The 22844-nt window shown below is 67.4% G+C and carries 26 protein-coding genes; 15 read left to right on the plus strand and 11 right to left on the minus strand.

From position 1 onward, the window contains the following. Positions 1-27: 27 nt before the first annotated feature. The 3 genes from WG902_RS16815 to tsaE all read right to left on the minus strand — a co-directional run bounded on the left by WG902_RS16815 (position 28) and on the right by tsaE (position 3024). Positions 28-738, minus strand: a complete 711-nt coding sequence (locus WG902_RS16815) for a hypothetical protein (protein WP_340061299.1) — start codon at positions 736-738, stop codon at positions 28-30. A 481-nt stretch (positions 739-1219) separates the two neighbouring features. Next, a complete protein-coding gene (locus tag WG902_RS16820; RefSeq protein ID WP_340061300.1) occupies positions 1220-2527 on the minus strand; it encodes an N-acetylmuramoyl-L-alanine amidase in 1308 nt (435 codons plus the stop codon). A 2-nt stretch (positions 2528-2529) separates the two neighbouring features. Further along, positions 2530-3024: a tRNA (adenosine(37)-N6)-threonylcarbamoyltransferase complex ATPase subunit type 1 TsaE gene (gene tsaE, locus WG902_RS16825; RefSeq protein WP_445263707.1), complete on the minus strand. Its 495-nt coding sequence runs from the start codon at positions 3022-3024 to the stop codon at positions 2530-2532. On the opposite strand from tsaE, the gene queG reads away from it, so the two are divergent. Continuing rightward, positions 3004-4083 carry a tRNA epoxyqueuosine(34) reductase QueG gene (gene queG, locus WG902_RS16830; RefSeq protein WP_445263702.1) on the plus strand — a complete coding sequence of 360 codons (1080 nt, stop codon included), beginning with the start codon at positions 3004-3006 and terminating at the stop codon, positions 4081-4083. The two genes, tsaE and queG, sit on opposite strands and share 21 nt — an antisense overlap. A gap of 132 nt (positions 4084-4215) precedes the next feature. Here the strand turns inward: queG and WG902_RS16835 are convergent, their stop codons facing one another. Next, positions 4216-5121: an AEC family transporter gene (locus tag WG902_RS16835; protein ID WP_340061301.1), complete on the minus strand. Its 906-nt coding sequence runs from the start codon at positions 5119-5121 to the stop codon at positions 4216-4218. Between the two features lie 89 nt (positions 5122-5210). Here WG902_RS16835 and WG902_RS16840 point away from each other — a divergent pair, with 89 nt between their 5' ends. From WG902_RS16840 to WG902_RS16875, 8 genes are all read left to right on the plus strand, one after another. Beyond that, the gene (locus WG902_RS16840) at positions 5211-6182 is read left to right on the plus strand and encodes a tripartite tricarboxylate transporter substrate binding protein BugE (RefSeq protein WP_340061302.1); all 972 of its coding nucleotides are present in this window, start codon (positions 5211-5213) and stop codon (positions 6180-6182) included. Positions 6183-6255: 73 nt separating this feature from the next. Then, positions 6256-7152, plus strand: a complete 897-nt coding sequence (xerD, locus tag WG902_RS16845; RefSeq protein WP_340061303.1) for a site-specific tyrosine recombinase XerD — start codon at positions 6256-6258, stop codon at positions 7150-7152. A 23-nt stretch (positions 7153-7175) separates the two neighbouring features. Then, positions 7176-8135 carry a Bug family tripartite tricarboxylate transporter substrate binding protein gene (locus WG902_RS16850; protein ID WP_340061304.1) on the plus strand — a complete coding sequence of 320 codons (960 nt, stop codon included), beginning with the start codon at positions 7176-7178 and terminating at the stop codon, positions 8133-8135. A gap of 11 nt (positions 8136-8146) precedes the next feature. After that, positions 8147-9115, plus strand: coding sequence for a Bug family tripartite tricarboxylate transporter substrate binding protein (locus WG902_RS16855; RefSeq protein ID WP_340061305.1), 969 nt, complete (start codon positions 8147-8149; stop codon positions 9113-9115). A gap of 162 nt (positions 9116-9277) precedes the next feature. After that, positions 9278-9784 (plus strand): MarR family winged helix-turn-helix transcriptional regulator, encoded by a 507-nt coding sequence (locus WG902_RS16860; protein ID WP_340061306.1) that lies wholly within the window; start codon positions 9278-9280, stop codon positions 9782-9784. After that, a complete protein-coding gene (locus WG902_RS16865; RefSeq protein WP_340061307.1) occupies positions 9781-12018 on the plus strand; it encodes an alpha,alpha-trehalose-phosphate synthase (UDP-forming) in 2238 nt (745 codons plus the stop codon). Before WG902_RS16860 ends, WG902_RS16865 begins: the two co-directional genes overlap by 4 nt. A 118-nt stretch (positions 12019-12136) precedes the next feature. Next, entirely contained in the window at positions 12137-12484 is a 348-nt protein-coding gene (locus WG902_RS16870) for a hypothetical protein (RefSeq protein WP_340061308.1), read from the plus strand. Positions 12485-12550: 66 nt separating this feature from the next. Further along, positions 12551-13525: a Bug family tripartite tricarboxylate transporter substrate binding protein gene (locus WG902_RS16875; protein ID WP_340061309.1), complete on the plus strand. Its 975-nt coding sequence runs from the start codon at positions 12551-12553 to the stop codon at positions 13523-13525. A 13-nt stretch (positions 13526-13538) separates the two neighbouring features. On the opposite strand, the gene WG902_RS16880 is transcribed toward WG902_RS16875, so the two are convergent. Beyond that, positions 13539-13718, minus strand: a complete 180-nt coding sequence (locus WG902_RS16880) for a hypothetical protein (protein ID WP_340061310.1) — start codon at positions 13716-13718, stop codon at positions 13539-13541. Between the two features lie 95 nt (positions 13719-13813). Next, positions 13814-14029 carry a transcription antiterminator/RNA stability regulator CspE gene (gene cspE / locus WG902_RS16885; protein WP_332823759.1) on the minus strand — a complete coding sequence of 72 codons (216 nt, stop codon included), beginning with the start codon at positions 14027-14029 and terminating at the stop codon, positions 13814-13816. A gap of 218 nt (positions 14030-14247) precedes the next feature. Here cspE and WG902_RS16890 point away from each other — a divergent pair, with 218 nt between their 5' ends. The 3 genes from WG902_RS16890 to WG902_RS16900 are packed head-to-tail and all read left to right on the plus strand — an operon-like array spanning position 14248 to position 16288. Next, the gene (locus WG902_RS16890; protein ID WP_340061311.1) at positions 14248-15159 is read left to right on the plus strand and encodes a transglutaminase-like domain-containing protein; all 912 of its coding nucleotides are present in this window, start codon (positions 14248-14250) and stop codon (positions 15157-15159) included. Continuing rightward, on the plus strand, positions 15156-15572 hold the full coding sequence (locus tag WG902_RS16895) for a hypothetical protein (RefSeq protein WP_340061312.1): 417 nt from the start codon (positions 15156-15158) through the stop codon (positions 15570-15572). The genes WG902_RS16890 and WG902_RS16895 overlap by 4 nt, the downstream gene beginning before the upstream one ends. Beyond that, complete coding sequence (locus WG902_RS16900; RefSeq protein ID WP_340061313.1) at positions 15569-16288, plus strand: S1 family peptidase; 720 nt, start codon at positions 15569-15571, stop codon at positions 16286-16288. Before WG902_RS16895 ends, WG902_RS16900 begins: the two co-directional genes overlap by 4 nt. Before the next feature lie 92 nt (positions 16289-16380). On the opposite strand, the gene WG902_RS16905 is transcribed toward WG902_RS16900, so the two are convergent. Continuing rightward, on the minus strand, positions 16381-17187 hold the full coding sequence (locus tag WG902_RS16905; protein ID WP_340061314.1) for a ferritin-like domain-containing protein: 807 nt from the start codon (positions 17185-17187) through the stop codon (positions 16381-16383). A 36-nt stretch (positions 17188-17223) separates the two neighbouring features. On the opposite strand from WG902_RS16905, the gene WG902_RS16910 reads away from it, so the two are divergent. Continuing rightward, positions 17224-17745 carry a gamma carbonic anhydrase family protein gene (locus tag WG902_RS16910; protein WP_340061315.1) on the plus strand — a complete coding sequence of 174 codons (522 nt, stop codon included), beginning with the start codon at positions 17224-17226 and terminating at the stop codon, positions 17743-17745. Beyond that, complete coding sequence (gene hslO, locus WG902_RS16915; RefSeq protein WP_340061316.1) at positions 17745-18710, plus strand: Hsp33 family molecular chaperone HslO; 966 nt, start codon at positions 17745-17747, stop codon at positions 18708-18710. The genes WG902_RS16910 and hslO overlap by 1 nt, the downstream gene beginning before the upstream one ends. On the opposite strand, the gene WG902_RS16920 is transcribed toward hslO, so the two are convergent. Continuing rightward, entirely contained in the window at positions 18711-19526 is an 816-nt protein-coding gene (locus WG902_RS16920) for a DUF4399 domain-containing protein (RefSeq protein ID WP_340061317.1), read from the minus strand. 147 nt (positions 19527-19673) lie between these two features. On the opposite strand from WG902_RS16920, the gene WG902_RS16925 reads away from it, so the two are divergent. Beyond that, complete coding sequence (locus WG902_RS16925) at positions 19674-20630, plus strand: MerR family transcriptional regulator (protein WP_340061318.1); 957 nt, start codon at positions 19674-19676, stop codon at positions 20628-20630. On the opposite strand, the gene WG902_RS16930 is transcribed toward WG902_RS16925, so the two are convergent. Genes WG902_RS16930 through eno form a run of 3 tightly spaced genes read right to left on the minus strand, consistent with a single transcriptional unit; the run spans position 20605 to position 22734 of the window. Further along, positions 20605-21120: an ATPase gene (locus tag WG902_RS16930; RefSeq protein ID WP_340061319.1), complete on the minus strand. Its 516-nt coding sequence runs from the start codon at positions 21118-21120 to the stop codon at positions 20605-20607. The two genes, WG902_RS16925 and WG902_RS16930, sit on opposite strands and share 26 nt — an antisense overlap. A gap of 52 nt (positions 21121-21172) precedes the next feature. Next, the gene (locus tag WG902_RS16935) at positions 21173-21448 is read right to left on the minus strand and encodes a septum formation initiator family protein (protein ID WP_340061320.1); all 276 of its coding nucleotides are present in this window, start codon (positions 21446-21448) and stop codon (positions 21173-21175) included. Further along, on the minus strand, positions 21445-22734 hold the full coding sequence (gene eno / locus WG902_RS16940) for a phosphopyruvate hydratase (protein ID WP_340061321.1): 1290 nt from the start codon (positions 22732-22734) through the stop codon (positions 21445-21447). Before eno ends, WG902_RS16935 begins: the two co-directional genes overlap by 4 nt. Positions 22735-22844: the final 110 nt, after the last annotated feature.

Raw genomic sequence — 22844 nt, forward strand, 5'->3', positions numbered from 1 at the left:
TGTCCGTGTCGAACGACCTGTTATACGTCATGCGTGCGGGAGGTGCTGCTTGGGACCCTGCCACCGAAAAGAGCCCAGGACACCAACAAGAATTCGTTGGACTTGCTCCATCGACTGAGGAGAGACATCAATTTCTCCGTAGTGGCCGTCCGCCATGGTGGAGCCGTATCGACTCCCGTTGAGGCTATTCAAGACAAGCGCCCCTCCCGGAGCCTTGATGAAGTTGTTGTCGATCGGTTTGAGGTCAAGAGGCTGGGGATTTCGTCCTGCTCCTAATCCTCGGCCACGATCTTCGACGTGCTGTGATGTATTTCGAACTCCACGGAGATGGGGAAATTGAACTTCAACTTGTGCGTGCCAATCAGACACTTGTGACGGAACTTGTGGTTCACGTGAAAGCGCACCAAGAATTTTGTCAAATGCGTCGAGTGCGTACAGGAAAGCTCGCGCATATAGGAACGGCACCTTGTGTTCGAACTCCCTCGGTACGCTGCCGTTCGACCATTTTTCGCGCTTGAACCGTAGCTCTGATTCGAGATGCACGGCCTCCCAATCGGCAACACCCCAGCCGCCTAGCTCGGATTCAACCGCGTTACGGATCTCAGAACGTCGCTGCGCGTCTCGTTCCCAGGCGTCGCGGCTCGCGAACGAAGGTGTGGAACTAGAGGCAACGAATAGATTCAGTGCGAGGTTCGCCTCAAAGAACTGCGACGTAAGCGCCTGAAGCTGATTTTGCATTCGCCAACTCCAGTCACTGTCCTCGTAACTGAGCCAAGTCCCCGGAATTAGAAGCTCGAAAACGAACACGCTGTCCCTATGACGTATAACGTAATGTAGACCGCAACCTAAGACCTGGAACCCCGCACCCGCCGCTTTTCCCAGCCAGGTCGATCGCGCCAACCGATTGATTCCTCAAGCTTTTCCTTTCATCTCGCAGGATAAGAACTCTCCGAAATCCGGACCTGGAAGGCCGCAGCCTGGAAGCAGGGCGTTTGACAAATGTAAGAGCGCGCCCCGGAACCTGCAATCCCGCAATTGCAGAATAACGTCGTGTGTTGTCGTGGCGGCAAGTCCTTGTCGCATCGGGATTTTGTGGCCACGATGCGGGATATCAGCTTTTGAAGCCGAGGACCTGAAATCGGCAGGTACCGGGGTTCGCTTCGCTCACCGCCGGCCTACGAGGAGAGGCCGACCAAGGATCCCGCCAACCGCGGTCCGCCTACAACGGCCGATTCCTCGCCAACGGCGGATTCCTTGAGAAATACCTCTGGATCCCCCGCACCAGCGCATCCGCCAACTGCTCCTGGTACTCCGGGCTGCGCAACTTCCCTTCTTCCTCGGGATTGGAAATGAACGCAGTCTCGACCAGCACGCTCGGAATATCCGGCGCCTTCAGCACCGCAAACCCGGCCTGCTCCACCTGCGCCTTGTGCAGCTTGCCCACGTTGCCGATCTCGCCCAGCAGTGCGCTCCCCAGCTTCATGCTGTCGTTGATCTGCGCGGTGGTGCTCATGTCCAGGATGGCGCGGGCGACGTGCACGTCCTGCACCTTCACGTTCAGGCCGCCGATCAGGTCGGCCTTGTTTTCCTTGTCCGCCATCCAGCGCGCCGCGCTGCTGGAGGCGCCGCCCTGGCTGAGGGCGAAGACGCTGGCGCCCCGCGCCGTGGGCGTCATGAAGGCGTCGGCATGGATGCTGACGAACAGGTCCGCCTGCACGCGCCGCGCCTTGTCCACGCGCACGTGCAGCGGCACGAAGAAGTCGGCGTCGCGCGTCAGGAAGGCGCGCATCGGGTTGCCGTTGATGGAGCTGGCGTTGATGCGGTCGCGCAGCAGGTGCGCGATGCGCAGCACCACGTCCTTCTCGCGCGTGCCGCTCGGGCCCACGGCGCCGGGGTCCTCGCCGCCATGGCCCGGGTCCAGCGCGATGATGATCAGGCGGTCGGTCTTGGCGTTGGCCGGGAGTTGCTGTGGCTGCTCGCCATGGGAGGCCCTCGGCGGCCGCTGCATCTGCTGCGCGATCAGGTCGCCGATGGGGTCGGGGGACGCGGCAGGGGCCGGCGCGATGGCGCGCGGCTTTTCCTTCATCCGCTCGGCGATCAGGGCCTCCAGCGGATCCTCCGGCTTGGGCGTGTAGAGGTCGACCACCAGCCGGTGCTTGTAGGCGGCCACGGGAGACAGGTTGAAGAGTTGCGGCACCGCGGGCTGCTTCAAGTCCAGGTTCAGCCGCACGCCCTTTTCGCCCTGGGGGGCCAGGCGGATGGCGGCGATGTAGGGGTCGTCCGGCCGCACCTTGGCGACCAGCTCGCGCAACGTCGGGTCCAGCTCCAGCCCGTCGATGTCCAGCACCAGGCGCTCCGCGCTTTGCCACAGCTTGCTGGTGAGCAATCCATCCGACTCGATCGTCAGCCGCGTGTAGTCGGGCGCGGGCCACAGCCGCACGGCCACGACGGTGGCGCCACGCACGATCTGGTGGGCGCCCACCAGCAGCACCAGGCTGCCGGCGCGCAGGAGTTGGCGTCGCTTCATGCTCACGAGAGCAGCTCCGCGCCCAGCGGCGTGTTGGCATGCAGGCGCACGTTGCGGCGGTCGTCGCGGTCGCCCAGGGCGATGTGGATGTCCAGGTCCGCCGTCGGCAGCAGCGCGCCGGCTTTCTCGGGCCACTCGGCCAGCTTCAGGCCGGGGGCCGCGAAGACGTCGCGGAAGCCGGCGTCCTCCCATTCCTTTTCGTCCTCGAAGCGGAAGAAGTCGAAGTGCCAGGCGTTCAGGTCGGGCAGCTCGTACGGTTCCACCACCGCATAGGTCGGGCTCTTGATGCGGCCCTGCGCCCCCAGCGCACGCAGCAGGTGGCGCACCAGCGTGGTCTTGCCGGCGCCCAGGTTCCCATGCAAGGCGATGAATGCATCGGCGATGGCGGGGTGCGACGCCAGCCGGGCCGCGAACGCGCGGGTGCCGTCCTCCCCCTCCCAGACGAGGGGGGAAGAGGGCGTTCCTACAATGGACGCGTGGCGTTCAACGGCAGTCAGAGCGAAAGTCCTTCCTTGGTGGCCCAGGTCCGCACCTGGGCCCGCGAGCTCGGATTTTCCCAAATCGGCGTGGCCGGCGTGGATCTTTCGAGCGCGGAGCCGGGGCTGGCCGCATGGATTGGTAACGGCTTTCATGGGTCCATGGCCTACATGGAGTCCCACGGCGTGCGTCGCGCCCGCCCGGCGGAACTGGTGCCGGGCACGACTTCCATCATTACCGCACGCATGGATTACCTTGGGGCGACACCGGAAGGCTGGCAGGCCATCGAGTTCGATCGCCTGCAGCGTCCCGAGGAAGGCATCGTTTCCCTCTATGCGCGGGGGCGGGACTATCACAAGGTGCTGCGCTCACGGTTGCAGAAGCTCGCCGATCGCATCGCCGCCGCCGTCGGGCCTTTCGGTCATCGCGTCTTTACAGACTCGGCGCCGGTGCTGGAGGTGGAACTCGCCGCCCGCAGCGGCCAGGGGTGGCGTGGCCGCCACACGCTGGTGCTCAACCGCGAAGGCGGCTCCATGTTCTTCCTGGGCGAGATCTTCGTGGACATGGCCCTGCCCGAGACCGAGCCGGTGGCGGACCACTGCGGCACCTGCAGCGCGTGCCTGGATGTCTGCCCGACCGGGGCGATCGTCGCGCCGTACCGGCTGGATGCACGCCGCTGCATTTCTTACCTGACCATCGAACATCACGGCTCCATCCCGGTCGAACTGCGCCCGCTCATGGGCAACCGCATCTACGGCTGCGACGACTGCCAGCTCGTTTGCCCCTGGAACAAGTTCGCCCAGCCCGCGCTGGTGCCGGACTTCGCGCCGCGGGACGCGCTTTTCGGCCAGCCGCTGGTGGCGCTGTTCGCGTGGAGCGAGGAGGACTTCCTTCGCAACACCGAGGGCAGCCCCATTCGGCGCATCGGGCATGCCAGGTGGTTGCGGAATATTGCGGTGGCGATGGGGAATGCGCTGGCGAAGAGGGAGGATGCGGAAGTTCGGGCCGCGTTGCAGGCCCGCATGGAGCATCCAGATCCTGTGGTGCGCGAGCATGTCGCTTGGGCGTTGGGCGGGTGAGAGCGGTTCGCGCATCACCGGGGTTCCTGGCGTCACCCCGGCCTACGAAGAGAGCCACGAGTATCCCGGGCCCCGTAGGCCGGCGGTGAGCGGCGAAGCCCGAACCCCGGTGACCGGTCTGCGCAAAACCGCCTACCGCAACACCCCCAACGCAAACGGCAAGCTGGCCATCCCCAGCACGGTGGACAGCGTCACCAACCCCGCCACATACGCCCCGTTGTACCCCATGCGCGAGGCCAGCACGTAGCAGCTCGACGCCGTCGGCAGCGCCGAAAACGCGATCAGCACCGTCGACTGCGCCGCATCCAGCCGGAACACCCAAGCCAGCCCCACCGCCACCAGCGGCATCAGCAAGTGCCGGATCGTCAGCAGCCCCGCTGCCAGCGCCTTCTGCTGCGCGAGGTGCCCGAACTGCATGCCCGCCCCGGCGGCCATCAGTCCCAGGGGAATCGAGGCGCCGCCCACGCGATGGACCGTAGGTGCCAGCCACTCCGGAGTCTGGAAGCCCGAGAAGTTGGCGGCCAGCCCCAGCGCGGTGGCGATGATCAGCGGGTTGCGCACCAGCGCCCGGCCCAACCCGGTCTGCGAATGCCGCGCCATGGGCCAGACCGCGCCCACGTTGAACAGCGGCACGCACACGCCGATCAGCACCGCGATTAGCAGCAGCCCCTGTGCGCCGAGCAGGCGTTCCGACAGGGCCAGGGCAATGAAGGAGTTGAAGCGGAAGGCGACCTGCGCTGCCCCTGCGTGCTCGCGCGCATCGATGTGGCGCCGCAACCCCGGCACCCACGGCAGCGCATACGCCATCGCAATGCCGCTGACGCCCAGCAGCAGGCCGGCCGCCACCAGGCTGGAAGTCGCCACCAGGTCGAGCGGGCTGCGCACGATGGACTGGAACAGCAGCACCGGGAACAGGAAGAAATAGACCAGGTTTTCCACCTGCTCCCACACCGTGCGGTTCAGCGCCGTGTACCGGCACAGGAGATAGCCGCAAAGGATGAGCCCGAAGTCCGGCAGGAGCAGGTGGACAAAATTCACGCGGCCGAGGATAGCCCACGCCCGCGGGCGCGCTCCTGTTCTGCACTAGGATGATGGGTTTGCGCATTCCATCGTTGAAGGAGTTCCCCATGAAAAGACGTGTCTGGATCGTTGCCGCCACCGGCGCGCTGGCCGCCGTGGCCGCCCCCGCGTTCGCGCAGGGCTATCCGACCAAGATCGTGAGGCTGCAGGTGCCGTTCGCGCCCGGCGGCACCACGGACATCATCGCCCGCGTCATCTCCGAGCCGCTGGGCAAGAACCTGGGGCAGAACGTCATCGTCGAGAACAAGGCCGGCGGCGGCGGCGTGGTCGGCGCCACCGAAACCGTGCGTTCCACGCCGGACGGCTACACGCTGGGCGTGGCGACGGTGTCCACCACCGCGGCCAATCCGGCGATCAACCCGAAGATCCCGTACAACCCGACCACGGACTTCACGCCCATCATCAACATCGCGGCCACGCCCAACATCATCGCGGTGCATCCCAGTTTCCCCGCCAAGGACTACAAGGCCTTCCTCGCGGAGTTGAAGAAGAGCCCTGGCAAGTACTCGTATTCCTCCTCGGGCACGGGCGGCATCGGCCACCTGCAGATGGAGTTGTTCAAGACAATGTCCGGCACCTTCGTGACGCACATCCCGTACCGCGGCGCCGGTCCGGCGCTCAACGACACCGTGGCCGGCCAGGTGCCGATGATCTTCGACAACCTGCCGTCCGCGCTGCCCTTCATCAAGGACGGCCGCCTCGTCCCGATCGTGGTGGCCGCGCCGCAGCGCCTGAAGGAACTGCCGAACGTGCCCACGTTCAAGGAAGTGGGCCTGGAGCCGGTGAACCGCATGGCGTACTACGGCATCCTGGGCCCCAAGGGTTTGCCCAAGGAAGTGGTCGACAAGGTGCATGCCGCGACGGTCAAGTCGCTGCAGGACCCGGCGGTGCGCAAGCGCATCGAGGACACGGGTTCCATCATCATCGGCAACACGCCGGATCAGTTCGCCGAGCAGATCAAGGCGGAGTACGCGGTGTACAGGAAGGTCGTGGAGTCGGCCAAGCTGACGCTGGACTGATCGTCATTCCCGCGCAGGCGGGAACCCAGAGCTCCCGGAGTCCTGGAAGCCCTGGGTCCCCGCCTCCGCGGGGATGACAGAATCCAGCATGACCGAAGCGATCGACACCTTCATCGATGCCCTCTGGCTCGAAGAGGGCCTGTCGCGCAACACGCTCGCCGCCTACCGGCGCGACCTCACGCTCTATGCCAGGTGGCTGGAAGGGCGGGGATTGCACTTGCCGGCCACCACCGAGACCGACCTGCACGGCTACTTCGCCGCGCGCCACGCCGGCACCAAGCCGACCACCTCCAACCGCCGCCTCACCGTCTTCAAGCGCTATTTCCGCTGGGCCCTGCGCGAGCGGCTGATCGACGCCGACCCGACGATGCGCCTGCAGTCGGCCAAGCAGCCGATGCGCGTGCCCAAGACCTTGAGCGAGGCGCAGGTGGAGGCGTTGCTCGATGCGCCCGACGTCGGCACGCCGCTGGGACTGCGCGACCGCACGATGCTGGAATTGATGTACGCCAGCGGTCTGCGCGTGAGCGAACTCGTGGGCCTGAAGACTTTCGCGGTGGGCATGAACGAGGGCGTGCTGCGCGTCATGGGCAAGGGCAGCAAGGAGCGCCTGGTTCCGTTCGGCCAGGTGGCGCGGGACTGGATCGAGCGCTACCTCGCCGAGGCGCGCGCCGCCATCCTGGCAGGCCAGCAGACCGACGACCTGTTCGTCACGGCGCGCGGCCATGGCATGACGCGGGCGATGTTCTGGGTGATCGTGAAGAAGCACGCGCACGCGGCGGGCATCACGGCGCCGCTGTCGCCGCACACCTTGCGCCACGCCTTCGCCACCCACCTGCTGAACCACGGCGCAGACCTGCGCGCCGTGCAGATGCTCCTGGGGCACGCCGACATCTCCACCACCACCATCTACACGCACGTCGCGCGTGAACGGCTGAAGGTGCTGCACTCGCAACACCATCCGCGCGGCTGACCGACAACGAGGAAAGGCAATCGATGAAGAAGATTCTGACCACCATCGCGCTGTATGCGGCCGCCGGCCTGGCCGCCGCGCAGGGCTATCCCACCAAGCCGATCAAGCTGATCGTCGGCTACCCGCCGGGCGGCGGCATCGACTTCGCTGCCCGCACCATCCAGCAGCCGCTGCAGGATGCGCTGAAGCAGCAGATCATCGTGGAGTACAAGCCCGGCGCCGGCGGCATGCTGGCCGCGGGCGAGCTGGCGCGGGCGGCGCCCGACGGCTACACGCTGCTGCTGGCGAACACCGGTCCCTTCGCGATCGCTCCCTACCTGCAGGCGAAGCTGCCATACGACCCTGTCAAGCAGTTCACGTACATCGGCCAGATCAGTGCGGGCAGCTACATCGCCGTCACGCGCCCCGACCACCCCGCCAAGGACTTGCGCGAGTTCGTGGCCTGGGCCAAGGGAAATGCCGGCAAGGTGAACTTCGCCTCCGGCGGCAATGGCACCTCCACCCACCTGAACGGCGAGCTGATGAACCAGGCAACCGGCCTGGACATGACCCACGTGCCGTACAAGGGCAGTGCGCCGGCCGTGCAGGACCTGATCGGGGGCCAGACCCAGATCCTGATCGACGCCGGCACGGTGCTGCTGCCGCAGGTGAAGGGCGGCAAGCTCAAGGCGCTGGCCGTCACCGGCCCGCGGCGAGACCCGCAACTGCCGGACGTGCCCACCGTGCGCGAACTCGGCTTCGCGTCCATGGAAGCGGTGGGTTTCCAGGGGCTGGTCGGCCCCGCCGGCATGCCGAAGGACGTGGTGGACAAGCTGTCCGCGGAGCTCGCCAAGGTGCTGGCGAACCCCGAGCTGAAAGCCAAGTTCGCTGCCGCCGGTGCCGACGTGCACTCGCAGGGCCCGGCGGAATTCGCCGGTTTCGCGAAGGCCGAGAACGAGAAGTGGTCGCGGCTGATCCGCGAGCGCAAGCTGCAACTGGATTGACCGGAGTCCCCATGTCCATTTCCCGCCGTACCGCGCTCGTCGCACTTTCCGCCGCCGCCGCGTTGCCGGTGCATGCGCAGGCCTGGCCTGCCAAGCCGGTGCGCCTGATCGTCCCGTACCCGCCCGGCGGCGTCAGCGACGTCGTCGCACGGGCGCTGGCCGAGCAACTGACACCCCTGTTCGGCCAACCCGTGATCGTGGAGAACAAGGCCGGGGCCAGCGCAACGATCGGCATGGACGCACTGGCCAAGTCGTTGCCGGACGGGTACACGCTGGCCTTCTCGGCCATCAGCCCGCTGGTGCTGAGCCCCGCCCTCGGCAAGGTGCCGTACGACGCGCAGCACGACTTCGCGCCGATCGTCAGCGTCATGATCTCGCCGGTGCTGGTGCTGGCGACGTCCGCCAATCCGGCGCAGGATTTTCGCGACGTGCTCGGGCGCGCGAAGGACGCGCCCAACGCGATGCGCTGGGCCACGTCGGGCCAGGCGTCGCTGGGCCACCTGATGCTGGAGCAACTGCAGGACACGGCGAAGGTGCAGATGGTCCACATCCCTTACAAGGGCGGCGGCCAGCAGATCACCGATGCCTTGAGCGGCCAGTTCGAGGTGCTGTCGGTCAATGCAGGGCCCACGATCACCGAACACATCAAGTCCGGGCGCCTGCGGCCGCTGGCCATCGGTGCGCCCAGGCGGCTGGAGAGCCTGCCGACGGTGCCGACGCTGGCCGAACTGGGCTACCCACGCGCCAACCTGTCGTCGCACTTCGGCATCTTCGCGCCGGCCGGCGTGCCGCAGCGCTTGCTGGACCGCCTGAATTCCGACATCAACAACGCGCTGAACACGGCTGCGATGCGCAACCGCCTGATGGCCAGCGACAACGTGCCCACCGGCGGCACCGCGCGCGAGTTCACGCGGCAGATCGCCGCCGAGGCGGACAGCACGCTGCGCATCGTGCGGGCCGTGGGCATCAAGGCAGAGTAGGCCCTGCGCGTGGGCCGCCGGCCCTTACGCGCGAACCCGCATTGACGCATTTGTGCAAATGGATATCATGGGACCGCGGCATGAGCTGCGAGTGATCTTTCATTCCGGAAACTCCTTGTTCGCCCCCCGGTCCGTCCGGGGGGCGTTTTTCTTCCAGCCGGCATGGCCACTGTCAAGACTTCGACGAAACCAGCAACGGCCGGCCGGGTGCAGCCTCCGGCCCGGGTGCTGCGCCGCTTCCGGCTCGTGTTCAACGCCATCAAGGCGCATTTCCGCAGTGTCGAAAAGAAGGCGGGGATTTCCGGGGCGCAGGTCTGGGCGCTCAGCGTCGTGCGCGACCAGCCGGGCATCGGTGTCGGAGACCTGGCACGGGCGATGGACGTGCACCAGTCCACCGCCAGCAACCTGCTGCGGGCGCTGACAGACGCCGGGCTGGTGGTCTCCGGCCGCGGCGCCGCGGACCGGCGCGCGGTGCAACTGGAGATCACGCCCCAGGGGCAGCGCATCCTGAAGAAGGCGCCCGGTCCCTTCACCGGCCTGCTGCCGGATGCGTTGCAGCGGCTGGACACCGCCACCCTGAACCGCCTGGACCGCGACCTGGGCAGGCTGATCGACGAACTGGGCATCGACGAGCGCGGCGCCTCGTTCCCGCTCGGGTCGAACGAGTGAAGACCTTCCGCCTCCAGCTTCGTTTCCTGGTGCCGCTGGTCCTGATCCTGACCGGAGCGGCCTACCTGGCATTGCCGCTGATGGACCGGCTGACGCTGCGCTGGTTCGCGCGCGACCTCGACATGCGGGGAACGCTGGTGGCCAACGCGTTGTCCGACTCGCTGACGGATGCGCTGCAGGAGGCGCGCGGCCGCCGCCTGCAATCCCTGTTCGACCGCGCCGTGCAGGACGAACGGCTGGTGGCCATCGGCTGGTGCTCCCCCGACGGCAAGGTGCTGCGCCGCACCCAGCGCTTTCCCAACGACCTGGGCTGCGATGCCGCGCGCGACGTCGCGAAGGCCAAGGACCCGCAGCTTCGCATCGAGGGCGGCCCGGTGCACGTCAGCTTCCACCCCATCAACGGTGAGGCGGGACTGGCCGGCAACCTGGTGCTGATGCACGACCTGAGCTTCATCGAGCGCCGCAGCCAGGACACGCGCAAGTACCTGGTGCTGTTCATCGCCGCGCTGGGCGCTGCCATCGCGCTGGCCACCGTGATCGTCGCGCAGTTGAGCTGGCTGGGTTGGGTCTCCGGCGCGCGCGCATTGCTGCGCGGCGAGGGGTTGGTGCGGCCCATGATGCGTTCCTCGCCCGAACTCGATCCACTCGCCGCTGACCTGCGGCAGCGCCTGCGCGACCTGGACGACGAATACCGCCGGGTGCAGCGGCCCGACGCGGGCTGGAACCCACAGCGCCTGCAGTCGCTGCTGCGCACCGAGCTGCGCGGCGACCAGGTCATCGTCGTCTCCAACCGCGAGCCCTACATCCACGAGCGCAAGGACGGCCAGGTGAAGGTCCGCCGGCCTGCCAGCGGCCTCGTCACCGCGGTCGAGCCGGTGATGCGCGCTTGCTCCGGCACCTGGATAGCGCACGGCAGCGGCGATGGCGACCGCGACGCGGTGGACCGGCACGACCGCGTGGCGTTGCCGCCGGGCGAGGATGCCTACCTGCTGCGCCGCATCTGGCTCACCAGGGAGCAGGAAGAGGGCTACTACTACGGCTTCGCCAACGAAGGGCTCTGGCCCCTTTGCCACGTGGCGCACGTGCGGCCGGTGTTCCGCAAGGGTGACTGGGAGCACTATCGCGAGGTGAACCAGCTGTTCGCCGATGCCGTGGTGGCCGAGGCGCGCAGCGAAGACCCGGTGGTGCTGGTGCAGGACTACCACTTCGCGCTGTTGCCGGCCATGGTGCGGCGCAAGCTGCCGCGCGCGACCATCCTGACCTTCTGGCACATTCCCTGGCCCAACCCCGAGTCGTTCGGCATCTGCCCGTGGCGCAGCGAAATCCTCGAGGGCATGCTGGGCAGCACGATCCTCGGCTTCCACACGCGCTACCACTGCAAGAACTTCCTGGAGACGGTGGACCGCTACCTGGAGGCGCGCATCGAGCACGAACATTCCACCATCACCTTCGGCGGTGCGCAGACGCTGGTCGAGAGCTACCCGATCTCGATCGAATGGCCGCTGCCGGAGGTGACGACGGCGTGGCCGACGCCCGAGCAATGCCGCGCCGAAGTGTTCGAACGCCTCCGGATCCCGTCAGGGCACCACTTGGGCGTCGGCGTCGACCGCTTCGACTACACCAAGGGCATCTTCGAGCGATTCAATGCCATCGAGCGCATGCTGGAGAAATACCCGGAGTGGCAGGGACGCTTCAGCTTCATCCAGGTGGCGGCGCCGTCGCGCGAGGCGCTGGAGGAATACCGCAGCTTCCAGGAGCGCATCCATCGCAGCGCCGAGCGCATCAACGCGCGCTTCGGCCGCCCGGACGCGCCGGTGATCCGGCTGCTGGCGCAGCACCATGGGCACGACGAGGTGAACCGGCTGTATCGCGCGGCGGACGCCTGCATGGTGACGAGCCTGCATGACGGCATGAACCTGGTGTGCAAGGAATTCGTCGCGGCACGCGACGACGAGCGCGGCGTGCTGGTCCTGAGCCGCTTCGCCGGGGCGGCGCGCGAGATGCCCGAGGCCCTGGTCGTCAACCCGTACGACGTCGAGGAAACGGCCGATGCGCTGCACCAGGCCCTGACCATGCCGGCCGCCGAGCAGCGCGAGCGCATGGCCAGCCTGCGCAGCACGGTGCACGAGTACAACGTGTACCGGTGGGCCGGCCGCATGCTGGCCGACGCCGCGCGGCTGCGGTTGCGCCAGCGCGTGTCCGAGCGCGTGCAGCGGCACAGCGGTGAGTTGTAGCCACGGCCTGCGCCCTGCGGGAGAGAGCCCGGACCTTCCTTTCCTTGCTTCCTACACGACGGCCGGCGCTGCCTCGCTAGATTGGGCGCACCAACAACTCCACGGAAAGCAAGCAGTCATGCCCCACCCCAAAGGCAACGTGAAACTCAGCGGGGACATCCACCTGCCCGATGTCGAGTCCGATCTCGCGGTGGAAGAAGGCCGCACCGGCATGGAAGCACTGGCGCACGAGCGCACCGAGTCCCGCCGGGGCGGTGGCGTCCGCAAGGCCGGCCTGCTGATCGATCCGGATCTCGGCACCACCGACCGCCTGCCCCATGTCATCAAGGGTGAGCGCATCGAGCCGGGGGAGGATCCGCTGGCCGGGTATGCCGCGTCGCCTGCACCGCGCAAGCGCATGTCGGTGCGCAAGATCGGGTTCGCGGTCTTCGGCGCCTGGCTTCTCTACAAGCTGGTGCGCCACTGAGGGGAAGTGAGGGTGCGGGGAGGCGTCTCCTTCTTGTAGGATGTTTCTACAACCAGGAGACATCCCATGCACCGTCGCCAACTTGCGCTGGCCGTTTTCTTCGGCCTGGCCATCGCAGCCGTCCCGGCCCACGCGCAGGGCCAGTGGCCCAGCAAGCCCATCACGTATGTCGTGCCGTTCGGCGCCGGCGGCACCACGGACGTGCTGGCACGACTGGTCACTCCCAAGGTGGGCACCGCGCTTGGCACCACGTTCGTGATCGAGAACCGGGCGGGCGCCGGCGGCAGCATGGGCTCCGACTACACGGCCAAGGCCGCGCCCGACGGCTACACCATCCAGGGCGGCACGATCAGCTCGCACGCCATCAATGTCAGCCTGTATTCGAAGCTGGCCTACGATCCCATCAAGAATTTCCAGCCGATCACCATGATCGGCTCCATGCCCAACATCCTGGTGGTGCGCGCGGACAGTCCGTACAAGAGCGTGCAGGATGTGATCGCTGCTGCCAAGGCGAAGCCGGGCACGATCAACTACGCTTCCTCCGGCAACGGGACGTCGCAGCATTTGTCAGGGGTGTTCTTCGAACAGATGACCGGCGGCAAGATGGTCCACGTGCCGTACAAGAGCAGTGCCGAGTCGCTCAACGCCATCCTGTCGGGCCAGGGCGCGGACGTGATCTTCGAAAACCTGGCGCCTGCGCTGCCGCACATCAAGGCCGGCAAGCTGCGCGCGCTGGGAGTGACGTCGGAGAAGCGTTCGGCCTCGGTGCCCGAGGTGCCGGCGATTGCCGAGACGCTGCCGGGCTTCGAGATCGTGTCGTGGCAGGCCATCTTCGCGCCGGCCGGGGTGCCGAAGCCGGTGGTCGATCGGCTTTCCGCGGAGATGATCAAGGCCATCAAGGACCCCGAGATCCGCAACAACCTGGTGGCTCAGGGCATCGAGCCCGGCGGCATGACGCCGGCGGAGCTGGGTGCCTTCCAGAAGTCGGAGATCGACAAGTGGGCCCGCGTCATCAAGGCGGGCAACATCAAGGTGGAGTGAGGGCCGGGGCCGCTCAGGCCTTGGCGCCGTCCTGGCTGGAGGATTCGGCTGGGGCGACCGCCGGTGCGTCCGATTGCGGCTGGTCGGAATCCTGGTCCTGCGGGCCGGATTTCTTCATGGCCTTCTCGGCCTTCTTGCGCTTCTTCTCGAGCTCGCGCTGACGTTTCTCGAAGCCATAGTTCGGCTTGGCCATGGGGTGGTCCTTCGCAGCAGTTCAGGGAGAGCTTACGCCTTTCGTTGCCGGCACGCCCCCGCGCGGGAGCGTGCGGCCGGGTCGTCGCGCCTGGCTCAGGCGGCGATGGCGGTGATGGCCGATGCCTGGTCGCCCTTGGGGCCTTGCGTCACGTTGAATTCGACGCGCTGGTTCTCGGCCAGGGACTTGAAGCCGTCACCCTGGATTTCGCGGAAGTGGGCGAAGAGGTCCTTGCCGCCGTTGTCCGGGGCGATGAAGCCGTAGCCCTTGGTCTCGTTGAACCATTTCACGGTGCCGGTCTGCTTTTCCATAATTCGATGTCTTTCTTCAAAGGGCCGCGCGGCAACATGCCTGCGCGGTGCGCGTAACGCCAAGAAGATCAACGATTCGGGATTTTCGACACGACACGCCGGTGCGGCGGGAGGGACAAGAGACCTGCGGGTTGACGTCTTGAACACGTCGAGCCCGTGCATGGTAACCGATCCCGCGCATCCTCGCTCGCGCGTGCGCTGCAGTGCTAGCATGGCCGATGACCGCATTTCCCCCGACACGCATGGCCTACGAGGTGGAGCTTTCCTACCTCGTGCAGGCAGCCGGATCGGACTTCATCTTCAACGTGCAGGCGGCGCGCACGCAACAGCAGACGGTGCTGCAGGAAGATCTGTGGCTGACCCCCGGGCTCGTGCCACAGGAATACGTCGACCCCTTCACGAACGGCCGCTTCCTGCGCTTGCGCGCGGACCCCGGCGTCGTCAGCCTGCGTTACTCTGCCACCGTGGACATCGCCCATCACTTCGACGAGCCGGCGGGCATTCCGGAAACCTGGGTTCCGAACCTGCCGGGAGAAGTGCTGCCCTACCTGTATCCGAGCCGCTATTGCCCGTCCGATGAACTGAACAAGTTCGCGATGGACGAATTCGGTTCCATGTGGCAAGGCTACGGCCGCGTGCTGGCGATCTGCGACTGGGTCAACCGCAACGTCGCTTTCGTCAGCGGCAGTTCCTCCGGCACCACCTCCGCCGTGGACACGCTGCGCCAGAAGCAGGGGGTGTGCCGCGACTTCGCGCACCTGATGATCGCCTTGTGCCGCGCGGTCAACATCCCTGCGCGGTTCACCACGGGACTGGACTATGGCGCCGATCCCGCCCTGGGCCCCACCGACTTCCATGCCTACGTGGAAGCCTTTGTCGGCGGACGCTGGTACCTGTTCGATCCTTCGGGCACCGCGATCCCGATGGGCTTCGTGCGACTGACCTCGGGACGCGACGCCGCCGACTCCGCCTATGCCTCCATCTTCGGCAGCGTGCTGCCGCAGTCGCGGCGGCTCCAGATCCAGCCCGTGGCGGGCAACGACGGCGTGCTGCGCCAGCCTTATCGAACGTGGCAGGCCGTGTCCACGGATGCCGGTCCCGGCGGGACGGCCAGAAAGACGGCTGGATGAGCCCGACCAGCATGAACATCGCGGTGCTGCATGCGCAGCAGGAACACCGCTTCGCCTTGTGCGACTTCATCGCGGACGAAGTCGGCTTTCGCATCGTCGGCGACGTGGCGGGCGACACCGAGGCCCTCGAGCTGTTGCGCGTCACCGCGGCCCATGTGCTGGTGGTGGACCTCGAAAGCGTCGGCGCCGAAGCACCGCACCTCATCACCGCCGCCCGGGCGCTGTCGCCGGTGACGTGCATCCTGCTGCTGGTGCGCGGCCAGCCGGTGGCGGAGCTGGAAGAACTGATGGAGCGCGGCGCCGGCGGCTACCTGTCGATGGACCGCGCGCGCGTCGAACTCGTGGCCGCGCTGCGCACCATCGGCATGGGCCGGCCTTACCGGCCGCCGGCCGCCAGCGAGCCGGTCCGATGATCGAGCCTTTGCTATTGGCCGTGGTCCGGGTCCAGACCTTCCTGGACACCCGGCTGCTGACGGCGGCCAGCGGCTTCTTCTACGAGCGCGACGGCCGCCTCTTCGTGGTGACCAGCCGGCACGTGCTGGTGGACGAGCCCACCGGCCATCACCCGGACCGCGTGGAGCTCACGCTGCACACCGACGAAGTGGACCTGACGCGCTTTGCCCGCCTGTCGGTCCCGCTGTTCCGCGATGGCAAGAGCGTGTGGCGCCATGCGCGCGATTCCGGCGGCGAGATCGACGTGGTCACCGTCGAGATCGACCGCGCCGCGTTGCCCGAGGGGGCCAACCTGCGCGCCTTCACGCCGGAGCACCTGCAAGGACCGCTGGAGGAGATCGACATCGGCACGCCGGTGCTGGTGGTCGGCTTTCCGCTGGGCTTCTACGACACGTTGCACTACCTGCCCGTGGCTCGCCATGCCATCGTGGCGTCCGCCTTCGGCGTGCGTTTCCAGGGGCAGGGTTACTTCGTCACCGACGCCCGCATGCACCGCGGCGCCAGCGGTGCGCCGGTGGTGATGAAGGATCCTGGCGGGAACCCGGAGTTGCCGTGGAAGCTGCTGGGCATCCATTCGGCCCGCGTCGACATGCGCACCCGCGATGCGGTGCTGGATGAGACGCTGGGGCTGAACTGCGCCTGGTATGCGGACATCGTGCAGACGTTGACGACTTGATCACCGGGGTTCGGGCTTCGCCGCTCACCGCCGGCCTACGGGCAATGACGGGACTCGTAGGCCGGCGGTGAGCGCGCAGCCGAACCCCGGTGTCACGCGCGAGGCACGCTCGCGACCAGCCACGCCAACTCGTCTTCCGAAAACCCCGCTTCCAATCGCGCCGCGCGATTGAACGGCGGATACAGCCGCGGCGCGCAATAGCGCTCCACCAGCAACGGATAGTGCGCCACCGGGTCGAGCGCATCGCGCTCGCACAACCACCGGTACCAGCGGTTGCCCACCGCCACGTGGCCGACCTCGTCGCGCAGGATCACGTCCAGGATCTCCACGGCACGCAGCGCCGCCGGTGAGCCGACCTGCCGCAGCTTGTCCTGGATCTGCGGCGTGGCGTCGAGGCCGCGCGCCTCCAGCGTGCGCGGCACCAGCGCCATGCGCGCGACGACGTCGTCCGCGGTCTTCTCGCACATGGCCCACAGGCCGTCGTGCGCGTCGAAGTCGCCGTACTGGTGGCCGAGCGTCGCCAGGTGGTCCACCAGCAGCGTGAAGTGGTAGGCCTCCTCGGCCGCGACCCGCACCCAGTCGAGGTGAAACGCATCCGGCATGCCTTCGAATCGCCAGGCGGCGTCGAGGGCGAGATTGATGGCGTTGAGCTCGATGTGCGCGATGGCGTGGAGCAACGCCGCCAGGCCTGCCGGATTGGCGGGCGAGCGCCGTGGCACGCGGGCCGGGTGGACCAGGCGTGGCAAGGCAGGCCGGCCCGGCAGCGCACTGTCGGCCACGGGCGCGGTGGGGGACAGGGAGAGCTCCGCCGCTCCGGCGTACAGTGCCATTGCCAGCGCTGCCTTCTCGCGCGGCGACTCCGTGCACAAGGCCTGCAGAGCCCGTAGTCTCAAGTCCATCCCTACAATTCTAGTTTTTGCGACCTTGGAGTCACGATGGCGGTATACGAACTCGACGGCGCGGCCCCGCAACTGGCGCCCGGCGCCTGGGTCGCCGACAACGCGGAGGTGATCGGCCAGGTCTCGCTGGGCGAGAACGCCAGCGTCTGGTACGGCTGCGTCGTGCGCGGCGACACCGAGAAGATCACCATCGGCAAGAACACCAACATCCAGGACCTCTCGGTGCTGCATGCGGACTTCGGCGTGCCGCTGGTGATCGGCGACAACGTGACGGTGGGCCACCAGGTCATGCTGCACGGCTGCACCATCGGCGACGGCACGTTGATCGGCATCCAGGCGGTCGTCCTGAACAACGCGCGCATCGGGCGCAACAGCATCGTCGGCGCGGGCAGCGTGGTGACCGAGGGCAAGGAGTTCCCGGACAACTCGCTGATCGTCGGCGCGCCGGCCAAGGCCATCCGCACGCTGGACGCCGAGCAGATCGCCAAGTTCCAGACCATTCCCCAGCATTACGTGGACAACGCGCTGCGCCACCAGAAGCGCAAGAAGATCGGCTGATGTCAGAGTTGCACAAGTTCCTGTTCGACGGCCTGCCGGTGCGCGGCATGGTGGTCCGCCTCACCGATGCCTGGACCGAAATCCTGGCGCGCCGCCGCACCGACGACACCGAGTCGCCCTGGCCGTGGCCGGTGACGGAGATGCTGGGCGAGATGGCGGCGGCGGCCGTGCTGATGCAGTCCAACATCAAGTTCAACGGCGCCCTGGTCATGCAGATCTTCGGCGAGGGTCCCGTCAAGGTGGCGGTGGCCGAGGTGCACCACGACCTGAGCCTGCGGGTGACGGCCAAGGTGGTCGGCGAGGTGGCGGCGGACGCGCACCTGCAGGACCTGGTCAACGTCAATGGCCGCGGCCGCTGCGCGATCACGCTCGACCCCAAGGACCGGATGCCCGGGCAGCAGGCGTACCAGGGCGTGGTGCCGCTGAACGCCACGCACGGCGACGGCAAGCCGGACATGGCCGGCGTGCTGGAGCACTACATGCGGCAGTCCGAGCAGCTCGATACCAGGCTGGTGCTGGCCGCCAACGAATCGGTCGCGGCCGGGCTGCTGATCCAGCGATTGCCGGTGGAAGGCCAGGGCAACATCGCGAAGGGCCAGGCGATGGACCCCGAGGAGCAGATGGAGCACTTCAACCGCATCGCCACGCTGACCGCCAGCCTGACCAGCGAAGAACTGCTGGAACTGGACGTGGAGACCATCCTGCGGCGGCTGTACTGGCAGGAGAAGATCCTGCGCCTGGACGCCCAGACGCCGCGCTTTGCCTGCACCTGCAGCCGCGAGCGCGTGGCCAGCATGATCCGCGGCCTGGGCCAGGAAGAGGCGGACAGCATCATCGCCGAGCGCGGCGACATCGACGTCACCTGCGACTTCTGCGGCCAGCACTACCGCTTCGACTCGGTCGACGCGGTGCAGCTGTTCACCGCGCCGGGAGACCGGCCGCCCGGGCCGTCCACCGTGCAGTGATCACAGGGGCGAGGGCGCGACGGCCAGCTTCTGCGCCGGCGTCGTGGCCAGCACCGTGCCGGGCTCGGTGTTGCTCACCAGGTCCAGCTTCAGCTGGTACTCCCCCTTGGGCGGATTGAGCCACACCTCGGTCTGGCCGGCGCGGAAGTTCAGCACCTCCGGCGGCGAACCGGCGCGCGCCAGCGTCAGGCGAAAGTGGCCCGTGCCCGCCACCTTGGCGTCGGCGTGCGCCACGTTCAGGCCGCTCGCATGGAACTGCACGCGCAGCGGTCCGCGCAAGGTCTCGTTCGGCACCGGCCGCAGGATTTCGACGCGGGGTGCGCCGACGATGTTCTCGCCCGGCGCCAGCGCGCGCCGCTTGGTGACCGTGATGCGCGCCGTCTTGCTGAAGACGAAGTACGGGATGTGGCCCTGGTCGGCCAGCAGCAGGTTGAAGGTGTAGGTGCCGGGTGGCAGGTCCACCACGTGCTCCATCTGGCCCTTGCCGAAGTGGATGTACTTCTCGGTGAAGGGCAGCGGCTGCTTGAAGTCCAGCGGCAGCGGCTGGTTCACCAGCAGGTGGTGGTGTCCGGCACGCTCGGCGGTCTTGCCGGCCGGGACCAGCCCGCGCATCGACAGCCCGAACCGCAGCACGAATGGCGCCTCGCGCACGTCGCCGTCGCGCAGGTTGGTGAAGTACGCCTCCGGCTCGCGGTTGAAGGGCGGCACCACCCAGGGGTGCGCCAGCACCTCCGGCTCGGCGGCCGGCGACACGGAAGGCAACGCCGCCGCGGCAAGCGCGAGCAGCAGGCAAAGGCAGGGGAAGGCACGTTTCATCACGTCGTCTCGGTTGGGTTCGGGGTGGCTGGATACTGAAACAAAATGTCACATCGATGTGGCCATCGGTCCGCGACGAGCGCTCGGAAGCCGCGACTTGTTCACGCGCGGTGCACATTCCCGCGTCCAGCCGGGCCACAATCCCGCATGGACGCGATCGCACAACAGCCAACGGGGATTCCGATCGCGGAGGTCGAACAGGCGACCGGCATCGCACGCGCCACGCTGCGCATCTGGGAGCGCCGTTACGGCTTTCCGCAGCCGGGTCGGGACGCGCGCGGGGAGCGCAGCTATCCGCAGCAGCAGGTCGGCAAGCTGCGGCGCATCGCGGAACTCATGGCACAGGGCTACCGGCCCGGGCGGCTGGTGCAGCTGGAGCCGGCGGAGCTCGCGGCGATCGAGGCGCCGGCGCCGGGCGCGCTGGCCGGCCGCGCGCACGCGGTCGCAGCCGCCGATGATGTCGTGCTCGATTCCTTGCGAAGCCATGATCCTGTCGCCCTGCGGCAAATGCTCGAGCTTCGGATACGCAGCGCGGGCCTTGCCGGATTCGTTTGCGACGAATTGCCGCGCATGAACGCGGTCGTCGGCGACGGCTGGTCGTGCGGCGGCCTCCAGGTGTTCGAGGAACACCTGTACACCGAAACGGTGCAGGTGCTGCTGCGCGCCCACCTGGCCCGGCTGCCGCCCGCCGATGCCGAAGCGCCGCGCGTGCTGCTGGCCACCTTGCCGGAAGAGTCGCATGGGCTGGGCCTGCTCATGGCCCAGGCCATGTTCATGCTGGAGGGGTGGGCGTGCACCTCGCTCGGCGTCCGCGTGCCGGTCGGGCAGGTGGTCTCCGCCGCTTCGGCTTTCGAGGCCGACGTGGTTGGCCTGAGCTTCACCGCCAGCGCCAATCCGGCGCACGTGCAGCGAAGCCTGGAGCAATTGCGCGCCGAACTGCCGGCAGGGCTGCCGATCTGGTGCGGCGGCAGCTCCCACATCGTGGTGCGCCGGCGGGTGCCGGGCGTGCAGCATGTGGCGCACGTGCGGGATATCCCTGCGATGAGCGCCCCGTGGCAGGACCGGCTGGCCCGCAGGATCAGCGCTGCTTCGTCAGCCGGGTGAACAGCCGGTGCTCGCAAGCCGGATCGCTGCACTTCTCGCAATTCCACGTCCACGGCTTGCCCGGGTCGTCCTGCTGCTGCGGGGCGCCTGGCAGCAAGCCGGTCGGGCGCAGCGCCGCGAGGGCGTTGTGCAGGCGCTGGTCGCCCTGGCCGTAGACCACCTGGTAGCCGATGCCGGCGCGTTGCAGCAGTGAGCGCACCAGCGTGTCGGTGTCTTCGCGCGAATGGCTCGGGTCACGCTGCAGGCCGTCGGGCGTCCAGGGCAGGTCCAGGCCGGTGACCAGCGTGGCGTCGTAGCGGTGCTTGTGCTCCGCGGCCAGGCGATGGAGCTCCGCATCGTCCAGCGGCATGCCGGCATGGATCGCGGCCATGAGCGCCGTGGCGTCCTCGATCACCACTGTGACGAGTCCGTCGAGATGCGCTGCGAGTTCCTGGGCGAGCTGGGATTTGCCGGTGCCTTGCGCGCCGAGGAGGGCAATCCGGTGCGTCACGAAGGCAGCCCTGGATCCCCGCCTGCGCGGGGATACGCACGTGATGCGCGCATCACTTCACGATCTGCACGTAGATTTCGTTGGGCTTGACCATGCCCAGCTCGCCGCGCGCCTTTTCCTCCACCGTCTCGAGCCCCTCGCGCAGGTCGCGCACTTCGGCCGACAGGCGCTCGTTGGCTTGCTGGGCGAGGGCGTTGTTGGCTTTCTGTTCGTCCAGCTTGCGCTGCATCTGCGCGACGTCGCCGACGCTGCCGCGGCCCAGCCAGAGCTGGGCCTGCACCACGGCCAGCAGGCCGATCAGGAGGGCGGCAACGACGCGGCTGGTCACATGCCCCGCAGGTTGTAGAAGGCGGCCTTGCCGGGGTACTGCGCGATCTCGCCGAGGTCTTCCTCGATGCGCAGCAGCTGGTTGTACTTGGCCATCCGGTCGCTGCGGCTCAGCGAGCCGGTCTTGATCTGGCCGGCGTTGGTGCCCACCGCGATGTCGGCGATGGTGGAGTCCTCGGTCTCGCCCGAGCGGTGGCTGATGACGGCCGTGTAGTTGGCGCGCTTGGCCATCTCGATGGCGGCAAAGGTCTCGGTCAGCGTGCCGATCTGGTTGATCTTGATCAGGATCGAGTTGGCGATGCCCTTGTCGATGCCTTCCTTCAGGATCTTCGTGTTGGTGACGAACAGGTCGTCGCCCACCAGCTGCACCTTCTTGCCCAGGCGTTCGGTCAGCAGCTTCCAGCCGTCCCAGTCGCCTTCGGCCATGCCGTCCTCGATGCTGATGATCGGGTACTTGCCGACCCAGCTCTCGAGCGTGCCGATCCAGTCGGATCCGCTCATGCGCTGGCCTTCGGCCGTCAGGTCGTAGATGCCGTCCTTGTAGAACTCGCTGGCGGCGCAGTCCAGGCCCAGCGCGATCTGCTCGCCGGGCTTGTAGCCGGCTTTCTCGATGGCCTGCAGGATCATCTGGATCGCCGCTTCGTGGTTCTCCACGTTCGGCGCGAAGCCGCCTTCGTCGCCCACGGCGACGGACATGCCCTTGTCGTGGATGATCTTCTTGAGCGCGTGGAACACCTCGGCGCCGTAGCGCACCGCCTCGCGGAAGCTGGGCGCCCCGACGGGGATGATCATCAGCTCCTGCAGGTCGAGGTTGTTGTTGGCGTGGGCGCCGCCGTTGACGACGTTCATCATCGGCACCGGCAGCATGCAGCCGCCCATGCCGCCGAAGTAGCGGTACAGGGGCAGGCCGGACTCTTCGGCCGCGGCGCGCGCGACGGCCATCGACACCGCCAGCATGGCATTGGCGCCCAGGCGGCTCTTGTTCTCGGTGCCGTCCAGGTCGATCAGGGTCTTGTCGAGGAAGTTCTGTTCGGAAGCGTCGAGGCCGAGCACGGACTCGGAGATCTCGGTGTTGATGTGCTCGATGGCCTTGAGTACGCCCTTGCCCAGATAGCGCGCGGGATCGGCGTCGCGCAGTTCGATGGCTTCACGCGAACCGGTGGAAGCGCCCGACGGCACGGCCGCGCGGCCCATGGTGCCCGACTCCAGCAGCACGTCGCATTCGACGGTGGGGTTGCCGCGCGAGTCCAGGATCTCGCGGCCGACGATGTCAACGATTGCGCTCATTCAGTTTCTCTTCAAGTTTTCAGAACCAAAACCCAACTGCCGGACGCAGAAGACGCAGAAGTCCGCAGAAAGCGCAGAAGGAAATCCAAAAACCTTTTCCTGAATTTTCT

Source organism: Ramlibacter sp. PS3R-8 (assembly GCF_037572435.1).
Taxonomy (GTDB): Bacteria; Pseudomonadota; Gammaproteobacteria; order Burkholderiales; family Burkholderiaceae_C; genus Ramlibacter.